This window comes from Pseudomonas brassicacearum, from assembly GCF_918698105.1.
Lineage (GTDB): Bacteria > Pseudomonadota > Gammaproteobacteria > Pseudomonadales > Pseudomonadaceae > Aquipseudomonas > Aquipseudomonas brassicacearum_F.
In genome coordinates this window covers 23,838-33,587 of record NZ_CAKKMI010000069.1, presented here as the reverse complement: position 1 = coordinate 33,587, position 9,750 = coordinate 23,838, and the positions used below count along the sequence as shown (strand labels likewise).

Annotated in this window: 8 protein-coding genes; 3 read left to right on the top strand and 5 right to left on the bottom strand. The window is 63.1% G+C overall.

The genetic code is table 11. The annotated features are described in order from the left end of the window. Positions 1–654: 654 nt before the first annotated feature. The 3 genes from LQ215_RS22875 to LQ215_RS22865 all read right to left on the bottom strand — a co-directional run bounded on the left by LQ215_RS22875 (position 655) and on the right by LQ215_RS22865 (position 5,826). Positions 655–3,228, bottom strand: coding sequence for a bifunctional diguanylate cyclase/phosphodiesterase (locus tag LQ215_RS22875; RefSeq protein WP_230152697.1), 2,574 nt, complete (start codon positions 3,226–3,228; stop codon positions 655–657). 107 nt (positions 3,229–3,335) lie between these two features. Then, complete coding sequence (locus LQ215_RS22870) at positions 3,336–4,016, bottom strand: DUF2238 domain-containing protein (RefSeq protein ID WP_230152696.1); 681 nt, start codon at positions 4,014–4,016, stop codon at positions 3,336–3,338. A 10-nt stretch (positions 4,017–4,026) separates the two neighbouring features. Then, the gene (locus LQ215_RS22865; RefSeq protein WP_230152695.1) at positions 4,027–5,826 is read right to left on the bottom strand and encodes a thiamine pyrophosphate-requiring protein; all 1,800 of its coding nucleotides are present in this window, start codon (positions 5,824–5,826) and stop codon (positions 4,027–4,029) included. A gap of 297 nt (positions 5,827–6,123) precedes the next feature. Between LQ215_RS22865 and LQ215_RS22860 the strand changes: the two genes are divergently transcribed. From LQ215_RS22860 to LQ215_RS22850, 3 genes are all read left to right on the top strand, one after another. Next, on the top strand, positions 6,124–6,510 hold the full coding sequence (locus LQ215_RS22860; protein ID WP_053119671.1) for an HvfA family oxazolone/thioamide-modified RiPP metallophore: 387 nt from the start codon (positions 6,124–6,126) through the stop codon (positions 6,508–6,510). A 261-nt stretch (positions 6,511–6,771) separates the two neighbouring features. Continuing rightward, on the top strand, positions 6,772–7,617 hold the full coding sequence (locus tag LQ215_RS22855) for an HvfB family MNIO-type RiPP peptide maturase (protein ID WP_230152694.1): 846 nt from the start codon (positions 6,772–6,774) through the stop codon (positions 7,615–7,617). Continuing rightward, positions 7,610–8,371 (top strand): HvfC family RiPP maturation protein, encoded by a 762-nt coding sequence (locus LQ215_RS22850; RefSeq protein ID WP_230152693.1) that lies wholly within the window; start codon positions 7,610–7,612, stop codon positions 8,369–8,371. The genes LQ215_RS22855 and LQ215_RS22850 overlap by 8 nt, the downstream gene beginning before the upstream one ends. Positions 8,372–8,481: 110 nt before the next feature. Here LQ215_RS22850 and LQ215_RS22845 read toward each other — a convergent pair whose 3' ends face one another. Together LQ215_RS22845 and LQ215_RS22840 are read right to left on the bottom strand one after the other, a co-directional pair. Next, a complete protein-coding gene (locus LQ215_RS22845; protein WP_230152692.1) occupies positions 8,482–8,988 on the bottom strand; it encodes an HvfX family Cu-binding RiPP maturation protein in 507 nt (168 codons plus the stop codon). A 17-nt stretch (positions 8,989–9,005) separates the two neighbouring features. Further along, entirely contained in the window at positions 9,006–9,638 is a 633-nt protein-coding gene (locus tag LQ215_RS22840) for a ferric reductase-like transmembrane domain-containing protein (RefSeq protein ID WP_230152691.1), read from the bottom strand. Positions 9,639–9,750 lie beyond the last annotated feature (112 nt).

Here is a 9,750-nt window from a genome sequence, read left to right as displayed (position 1 = left end):
TTGATCTTGATCTTGATCTTGATCTTGATCTTGATCTTGATCTGGGGCGCCCCGTTAACCACGATGGCCGAACGCAGGCATTGCGCAGTGGGCATCCCGGCATGGATGCCGGGATAGCCGCGCTGGGCCATGGATGGCCCTTCGCGGCGGGCCCACGGAGCAATGCCGGAGTGAGGGCACACCGAGCCTAGGCGAGGTGCCGAGTGGTGGGGCAAAAGCGTTTTGCTTACTTTTGCGCTTCTCAAAAGTGAGCCGCCGTCAGGGCGGAACCCTAAGCCGCCGTGACCGCAGCAACGGATATGTACTCAACCCAACCCCAAAGAAAACAGCGCTCTCCCTCCTAGGAAAAGCACCGCTTCCTTAAGTGAACAGCATTACCTGTGGCGAGGGGATTTAGCGAAACGTCGCACCGCCCCTCGCCACACGGGAATAACTGTCCAACTGAGCCACATTGCAGCTTGTTGAAAAGTACTTTAAAAACATGGGGTTGTAATTTGTTCCATGAGAGCTTGCTCCCGCTTGAGTGCGCAGCGCTCATCGTTTTTTGGGGGCCGCTGCGCGCCCCAGCGGGAGCAAGCTCCCTCGCCACAGGACCGTGTCGTTCCCGGACCATTGTGGGAGCGAGCTTGCTCGCGATAGCGGTGGGGAAGTGTGTTACAGCCACCGCGGCGTGGTGAAGAACGAGGCCATTTCCGAGCGGGCCAGGGCGGCGCCGAAGTACGGGCCCTGGACATGGTCGCAAGCCACGTTGCGCAGTTGGCTGAATTGCACGGCGTTTTCGATGCCTTCGGCGGTGACCATCAGCCCTACGCTGCGGCTCAAGCGGATCATCGCCAAGACGCCCTCCTTGTCGTCCTCCAGGCCCAGCTGCGTGAGGATGTTGCGATCAAAGCGAATGCCATCGAACGGCTGGTCCAGGACTTCGCGCAGGGAGGCGATGCTGGTGCCGAATTTGTCGATGTTGATCCGCACGCCGAGGTCCTTTAGCGCATGGAGGGTGCTGGCGACGGTCTTGTGGTCGGCCAGCAGGACGCCTTCGGCCACTTCCAGGGTCAGCCGGTGGGGCGCCAGGCCGCTGGCTTCGAGGGCCTCTTGCACCTGGTTGAGCAGGAAGCTGCTGTTGAACCAGCGGGGGGAAACGGCAATGGAGACATTGACGGCGCTCGGCCAGGTGGCAGCCTCTTCACAGACGTTGATCAGCATCCAGTTGCCCAGTTCTTCAAGCTGGCCCGAGGTTTCGGCCACCGGTATGAAGTCGGCCCCACCCAGTTCACCCTTCTCGGGATGGTGCCAGAAGGTCTGGGCTTCGAAACCGTGCAGTTGCTCGGCGCTCACGTCGAAGCGAGGCAAGTAGCGCAGTTCCAGTTGGTCCCGTTGCATGGCGTCGCGCAGTTGCTGCTCGTATCGCCGCCGGTCGCGGGCCAGGTTGCCCATGGCTTCCACGTACACGCGCCAGGTGTTGCGGCCGGCTGCCTTGGCCGCATACAAGGCGATGTCGGCGTGGCGCAGCAGTTCATCGGCACGTTCGTCTCCGGGCTGCGACCAGGCAACGCCGATGCTCACCCCCAGGTAGAGGGTGTTGCCGTCCAGGTGCATGGGCCGCTGCATGCAATCGATCAGCCGTTCACAGAGTTGATCGAGATCGCCGGCATCGCCTGGGTCGGGCATGACAATGACAAATTCATCACCGCCCAGACGCGCCACCAGATCGGTGCCGCGCACGTTTTGCTGGAGGATATGCGCCACTTCCTTGAGCACTTTATCGCCCACGGCATGGCCCAGGGAGTCGTTGACCGGTTTGAAACGGTCCATGTCCAGGTTCAGCAGCGCCAGGGGCGGGCGATCGGCTCGACCCAGGTGTTCGCGCAGGCAATCGAACAAGCGGTTGCGGTTGGCCAACCCGGTCAAGGGATCATGCAGGGAAAGGTGCTTGATCTGGGCCAGTGCTCGCAATTCGTCGGTGATGTCAGTGGCCGTGCCGCGAAAACCCAGGGTGCCGGCTTCGATGGCCCGTACCGACAGTTTGCAGGTGCGGATGCGCTGGTTGCGCGCGGTGTACTCGCACAGCAGTGGCGCCGAAGAGAGGCTGTTGGCACCGCCGAGCAGCCATTGGGCAATCGAGATCGAGCCGCCATGGGGGTGAAGCAGCCGGTGCAGAGGTTTGCCCAGCCACTCCGTGGGACTGAAGCCGGTCACTTGGTCGAAGCGTTCCGACAGATAGGTCAGGGTCCCGGTCGAATCGACCTCCCACAACCAGTCGGAGGAGACCTCGGCAATGTCGCGGAAACGTTCTTCACTGCGTTCCAGCGCCTTGCGGTGGGCCAGCAGGCTGGCGTATTGGCTTTCCTGGGCGCGAAGCATCACCAAGGCGTGGCGCAGAACGGCCAGGGCCAGAATCCCCAGCACCAGTAACGCCACGACCAGTAGAGGCAGCAGGATCTTGCGCAAATCCTGGCCCGGTGTCTGCGGTCGCCAGGCCAGGGCCTCCCGGGTCAGGTCGTCGAGCAGCAGTTGGGCGGTATCGGCTGGGCCCGGGGTCCTGGCGATATGGGCATCGGGCAGGGCGAAGTCCCGCGCCAGGTTTTCCAGGGCGCCGGGGTCCAAAACCTTGACGAAGAGCATCAGGCTGGGCGGGCCGGGAATTTGCGCGACGCTGTCGTCCGTGCCGGTGGTGATGGCGGACACCGCGACGAACGCCGGGGCGTCTTCGTGATGGAGCATCTCGACGACCACTTCCTCGTGATTTTCCGCGGTGCTGGCTTTGTTCCACAGGGTGCGCAAGTCGCCGGTCAGCCAGGTGTCGGCGTCGACGTCGCTCATTTGGCCGTCGATCACCGAATAGACAGTCTTGCCGGTCGGGGAAATGACAAATACCGCCTGGTAACCGTAGAGCGAGTACACGCTGCTGCCGACGTTTTCCTGGTCATAGGCCCATTCCTTGTCGACCTCGACATGCAGGTGCCGGTAGGCGTCGCTCCACTTGGAATAGTCGCTCAGGTCCCGGCCGATACCGGTGCGGATCCCGTCGATGGCCCGTTGGGCGAAAAACAGGCTCTGTTCGCGGGCGCGCCGGTCCTGGGCGCCGGTGATGTTGAGCAACACGGCGATCGCCAGGGCGGACATGACAAACAGCAGGAGCATGATGGCCGGGAAAGTGCGACGGGTGAAGCTACGGGTTGGCGAGCCCGGGGAAAGGACAGTCGAGTCATTGCCAGCATTTTCAGTCATAAAAAATTCATCAGCCAAAAGCGATTTCACCCGCACCTGTCTTATATCGGCGGGCAGGCTGATTTACTGAGTCGTGTTAACGAAGTGGCCGACAGGCTGCGTTGTCGTCATGTGCGGGCCTTGAAGCGTGATGCCCATTCGAGGGCAAGATCCCGTTGGCGCAGGTAATTGATCCCGGCGGCGGCCAGCAGGGCGATGAAGGCGGCAAATGCGGCCAGGGCCATGTCCTTTTGCGAGTCCCACGGGTCTTGTTGGGCGCCGACAAAGGCCTTGGCGGTGTCGCCCCCAATATAGGCACCGCCCAACCATTCAATGATCTCGTAGACGGCCGACGACGCGAGGATCAGGCTCCAGGCCAGGAAATAACCCCTGAACCCCGTTGCCGGCGCCACCCGCAGCAAAACCTCGCGCAGCGGATAGGCCAGTAGCAGGCCGTAGCTGAAATGCACCAGCCGGTCGAACTGGTTGCGCTGGAAACCCATGAACTGATCAAGCGACTGGCCCCCCGTCAGGGCCTGCCACCACTGGTTGTAAGGCACCTTGGCATAGGTGTAGTGGGCGCCGACTTCATGGATGCAGAGGAACACGAACAGCAGCGTGGCGGACAGCCGGGAAAAGCTGAATCGCCGATGAACGCTCACCAGGACGACCACTAACGCAATGACCAGCAGGTTCTCCGCCAGCCAGTCGCTGCGCTTTACCGGCGCGATGGCCAGCCATCCCCACAGCACGCAGAACGCCAGCAGCAGGGACCGTTCATAGCGACGATGCAGCTCAACGGTTGGCATCGCGTCAGCCTCACTCTTTATCCGTGCGCGAGCCCGGCAGCAGGCTGCTCAGGACCTGCTTGGCGGTCTCGACCACGATGCCTCGCTCGTTCGGGTCGCCCTGGAGCAGGGTAGAGGCAAACTTCTTCGCCTGTTCCAGCTTGATGTGCGGCGGCAGCGGTGGCACGTCGGGGTCGGTGCGAAACTCGATCAGCACCGGACGATCCGCCGCCAGCGCGGTTTCCCAGGCCGTGGCCACGTCGTCCTCGTGCAGCACCAGGATGCCCTTCAAGCCAATGGATTCAGCGAACAGGTGGTAGGGCACGTCGGGGATGTCCTGGGAGGCTGCGAATTTCGGATCGCCCTCCATCACCCGTTGTTCCCAGGTGACCTGGTTCAAATCCCGATTGTTGAACACCGCGCAGATCCACTTGCCGTTGGCCCAGGTGCGCCAGTATTTGGCAACGGTGATCAGCTCGGCCATGTTGTTCATCTGCATGGCGCCGTCGCCCACGAGGGCGATCACCGGCCGCTGCGGGTGACAGAACTTCGCCGCGATGGCATAGGGCACGGCCGCGCCCATCGACGCCAGGCCACCGGACAGCGAGCACATCATGCCGCGACGGATCTTGATGTCGCGGGCGAACCAGTTGGCGCAGGAGCCGGAATCGCAGGTGATGATGGCGTCCTCCGGCAGCCGCGGTGACAGTTCAAAGGTGACCCGTTGCGGATTGATCGGCTTGGCGGAGACACGGGCGCGTTTTTCCAGGGTCCGCTCCCAGCGTTCGCGCCATTGCTCGATTTTCTTGCGCCAGGCGCGGTCGGGTTTTTCTTCGATCAGCGGCAGCAGGGCGCGCAAGGTATCGACGCTGTCGCCGTGCAGGCTGACTTCCATGGGATAACGCAGGCTGAGCATGTCCGCCTGAATGTCGATCTGCACGCCTCGGGCCTGGCCTTCAGGGGGCAGGAATTCGGCGTAGGGGAAGCCGGAGCCGATCATCAGCAGCGTGTCGCAGCCGGCCATGAGGTTGTCGCTGGGCTCAGTGCCGAGCAGGCCGATGGTGCCGGTGACCCAGGGCAGGTCGTCCGGCACGGCGGCCTTGCCCAGCAGCGCCTTGGCCACCCCGGCACCGAGCTTCTCGGCGATGGCGATCACTTCGTCGGTGGCATGCAACGCGCCGGCACCAACCAGGATGGCGACTTTCTTGCCGGCATTGAGCACGTCGGCGGCTTTGCGCAGGTCCTCTTCGTAGGGAACGACGCTGGGCTTGCGGTAACCGACGCCGGAGTGAACCGTACCGTGCTTGTGGCGTGGCGCGGTGTATTCCATGTCCTGCAGGTCGTTCGGCAGGATCAGTGCCGTGACCCGGCGCTCGCCGACCGCCGTGCGTACGGCGCGGTCCAGCAGGTGGCGCACCTGGGCGGGCACGCTGGCTTGCTGCACGAACGCCCCGGCCACGTCCTTGAACAGGCTGACCAGGTCCAGTTCCTGCTGGTAATGCCCGCCCAGCGCGGCGCGCGCCTGCTGGCCGCTGATGGCAAGCACGGGCATGTGGTCCATCCGCGCGTCGTAGAGGCCGGTCACCAAGTGGGATGCACCGGGCCCGGAGGTGGCGATACAGACCCCCAGCTCGCCGGTGAACTTGGCGTGGGCGCAGGCCATGAACGCGGCCATTTCCTCGTGGCGGGCCTGGATGAAGCGGATTTTTCCCTGGGCGCGGTTCAAGGCGCCAAACACGCCGTTGATGCCATCGCCCGGATAGCCATAGATACGGCGAACGCCCCATTCGTAAAGACGTTGCACCAGAAAATCACCGACGGTCATGCTCATGTCTGTCCCTCGTTTCAGGCCGCGGAAGCTCGGCGCGACGCGCAGCAGTTGACGTTCATACAGGACTTGACCGGCGCAGGCCTTCCAAGGTTTCGATTTTTTCAACACCAGGGACCTGAGGCCGGGCGGGCGTGTATCGCAGTGTGTACCGCACCGGCCCAGATACACCTGCTTGACGAAGACCCGGGCCGGCGACACAGGCCGGATACACACCGGCGATTAACTACGCCAGCCAGCCGACACCGAGCCTCGGTGCGGGTGACTGGCGCCTTAATCGTCAATCGTCAGAGGAATACCATGCTCAACTTCTCTCGCAATTCGTCCCTTGCACTCGGCCTGGCCCTGGTCGGCGGCCTCGGTCTCTCCACGGCAGCTTCGGCCTTGACCATGAACGACCTGGCCCAGGGCTACACCCTGGCGGCAGCCGATACCGTGAAGAAACCCGCCGAAGGCAAGTGCGGCGAAGACAAGTTCGCCAAGACCGATAAAAACCACGATGGCCAGGTTTCGCGGGACGAGTTCATCGCCGCGGCACCGGAGCGCGCGGCGGAATTCGACAAGATCGACGCCAACCACGACGGCGGCATCTCCTTGCCGGAAGCCAAGCAATACCTGTCGGCCCAGGCGAAGACCGCGGAAGGCAAATGTGGTGAAGGCAAGTGCGGGGCGGCTATCGAGTCCTGATTCGCCCTCCCGGTGGTGAGCCTGATGAGTTGACGCCGGTGTAGGAGCTCTGTAGGAGCTGTCGAGTGCAACGAGGCTGCGATCTTTCCCCAGACATTTGAGTCTCAAGCGAAAGGTCAAAAGATCGCAGCCTCGCTTCGCTCGACAGCTCCTACAGCCCCAGCGGGAGCAATCCCTGGCCACGGGTGTTCGGTTTCTATCGACCGGTTGATGATCGTCACTCAAGGCTCTCCACATCTCGTTTTCCCCAGGAGATGTGTCATGTTGAAGTTACCTCAACCCTCGGCAGGCCTCGGCCTGCGCCGGGCCTTGCTCGCGGAACTGCGCCAGGCACCGGCCGGGGATTTCGACTTTCTCGAAGTGGCCCCGGAAAACTGGATCGGAATCGGCGGCCTTCATGGCGCCGCCTTGCATTCGCTGGCCGAACGTTATCCGTTGACGTGCCATGGCCTGTCGTTGTCTTTGGGTGGGCCGGCGCCGCTGGACCTGGCGTTTCTCGGCCAAGTGCGCGCTTTCCTCGAGCGTTTCAACGTGCCGTTGTACAGCGAGCACTTGAGCTACTGTGGCGATGAAGGGCATTTGTATGACCTGTTGCCGCTGCCCTTTACCGAGGAAGCGGTGCATCACGTGGCGGCGCGGATCCGTCAGGCCCAGGATGTGCTGGGACGACGCCTGGCGGTGGAAAACGTCTCCTATTACGCCGCCCCCCGACACGACATGAGCGAGCTGGAATTCACCCGGGCGGTGTTGCGCGAAGCCGACTGCGACCTGTTGCTGGACGTCAACAACGTCTACGTCAACTCGATCAATCACGGCTTCGATCCCCAGGCATTCCTGGCGGGCCTTGAGCCAGTTCGGGTGGTCGCGATGCATGTAGCCGGGCATTACGACGAGTCCGAAACGCTGAAAATCGACAGCCATGGCGCGCCGGTCAAGCCGGTGGTCTGGGCACTGCTGGCCCAGGCCTACGCGCATTTCGGCGCGCAGCCGACCTTGCTCGAACGGGACTTCAACTTCCCGCCCTATGCCGCATTGGTGGCCGAATTGCAGACCCTACGCCAGTTGCAATACCAAGCCGTTACCCGGCAGGTGGTGCTCCATGGCTAAGCGGCGGCAGACACTGCATCAGCAGCAACAGGCGCTGACCCATTACCTGCGCGACCCTGAGCACTGCCCGGTCCCGTCCGGCATGGACGCGGCGCGGGCGCAGGTGTATCGCGACCTGATCTTTGAAAACATGCGTTCGCTGCTCGGCGGCACCTTCCCGGTGCTGGTGAGCGTGCTGGGGCAGGACCAATGGCGTGCCTGCGTGCGCCGCTTCCTGCGCGAACACCGCTGTGCCACCCCCAGGTTCGGTGAAATCGCCGAGGAGTTCGTCGGATACCTCGCGGCCCACCCGTCGCCGGATTGGCCACCGTTTGTGGCAGAGCTGGCGCATTACGAGTGGGTCGAGATGGCGTTGCTGCAATCCCCGGCCGAACCATTGCCGACCCATGATGAGGCTTCCTGGCTCGACCAGCCGCTGCGTGTCGGGCCCCTGGCCTGGCCGCTGGCGTACCAGTGGCCGGTGCATCGCCTGGCACCGAGCTACCGGCCCTCGACGCCACCGGCCCAGCCGACGCTGTTGCTGGTACGGCGCACGCCTGGGTTTGAGGTGCGCTTTTCCGAACTCAGCCCGTTGGCCTGGCGGCTTTTGCAGCGTATCGAGCAATATCCCGGGTTGGCAGGGCGAGGGCAGTTGCTGGCGTTGGCCCGGGAGGCGGGGGTGACGTCATTCGAATTCATGGACAGCGCCGTGGCGCTGTTGCGGCGGATGCTGGATGAAGGGGTTGTCGGCGTGCAGCCACACCTCGTCAGTTAACCCAAACCCTGTGGGAGCGAGCTTGCTCGCGATGGCGGTATGTCAGTCACTGTTGAAGTCGACTGACCCACTGCCATCGCGAGCAAGCTCGCTCCTACAAGGGATTTTTGTCAGGCCTTGTTTTGATGGTGCAGGCCGGTCCTCAGCAGCGCATCCACACTCAACTTCCCAGCCCCTTGCAGCAGCAACGGCAGCAACGCCACCAGATAGATCAATGGCAGCTTGAAGTTGCCATGTCCCTTGTTGGTGATCGCATAACCCTGGGCCAGTTCGCTCAAGCTCGACCAGTCCGCCGGCCAGTGCACGGCGGCGGTCGCCACTACGGTGACGACGATCAGCACCAGCGCCGACAGGCGCGTGCCCAAGCCGATCAACAGGGCGATGGCGCCGATCAGTTCGGCCCACGTCGCCAGTTCCCAGTTCCACTGGGCCGGCACATGGTTGAAGGGGAACGGGAAGGCGGACTGGATTTCGGCAAACCAGTTCTCGCCGTTCCATTTCTCCAGGCCGGACTCGAAGAACTCCCAAGCCAGGAACAGGCGCAGGCCCAGCGGCGCGAGCCAGGCGCCTGCCTGATCGAGGAAGAAGTACCGTGTTTTCAAGGCGTTTGAGTACATGATCGGTCTCCTTGGGCTCAAGCGTGTTGCGGCCGTTGGCGTCGTTGGGTGGCCTGGGCCAGCTTGCCCACCAGGCGGATGGCGGTGGCGGCGCAGATCAGGCCGAAGGGCAGCACATACCAGGCGCTCATGGGGATGCGTTTGAAGTTGGAATAGGCAAAGATCGCCGCCAGCACCCACATGCCGGTGACATGCAGGCGCTTCCAGGCCTTGGAACCGATCAGGCGCGTGGTGCTTTTGAACGAGGTCAGGGCCAGCAGCAGGATGAACACATAGCCCACGCTGCCAGGCACGTTGCCGACGGTGGTGCGGCCTGGCCAGAACTCGGTGTTGAGCTGGCCGTAGCTGTAGATCAGCACCGCGTGGACCAAATGGGAGAAGGCAAACGCCAGCCCGATGAAGCGCCGTTCGCGCACCAGTGACCGACTCAGGGGCGAGGGCACCAGCACCGCGAATGCCGAGGCGGTGAAGGCCAGCAGGAACAAGGCGAAGGACGAACGAGCCGTGGCGCGAATGGCGCTGCGCACGCCTTCGGTCAGGTCCGGGTTGAGCACCAGGATCAACCCGGTCATCAACAGCACCAGGGCGGCGAGCAGGCTGAACAGCGACCAGCCCTGATAACGAAAGGGGGATGCAGTTGCGGTAGGCATGTAAAGGCTCCTTGGATGTCGAGGCCCGGTCGTGATAGCGCCGGGAACACGGGGGAGTCTTTCAAGCAGGTGTAAGCGGGGTATGTCCGCAATGCAGGATCGTGCAAGTTTG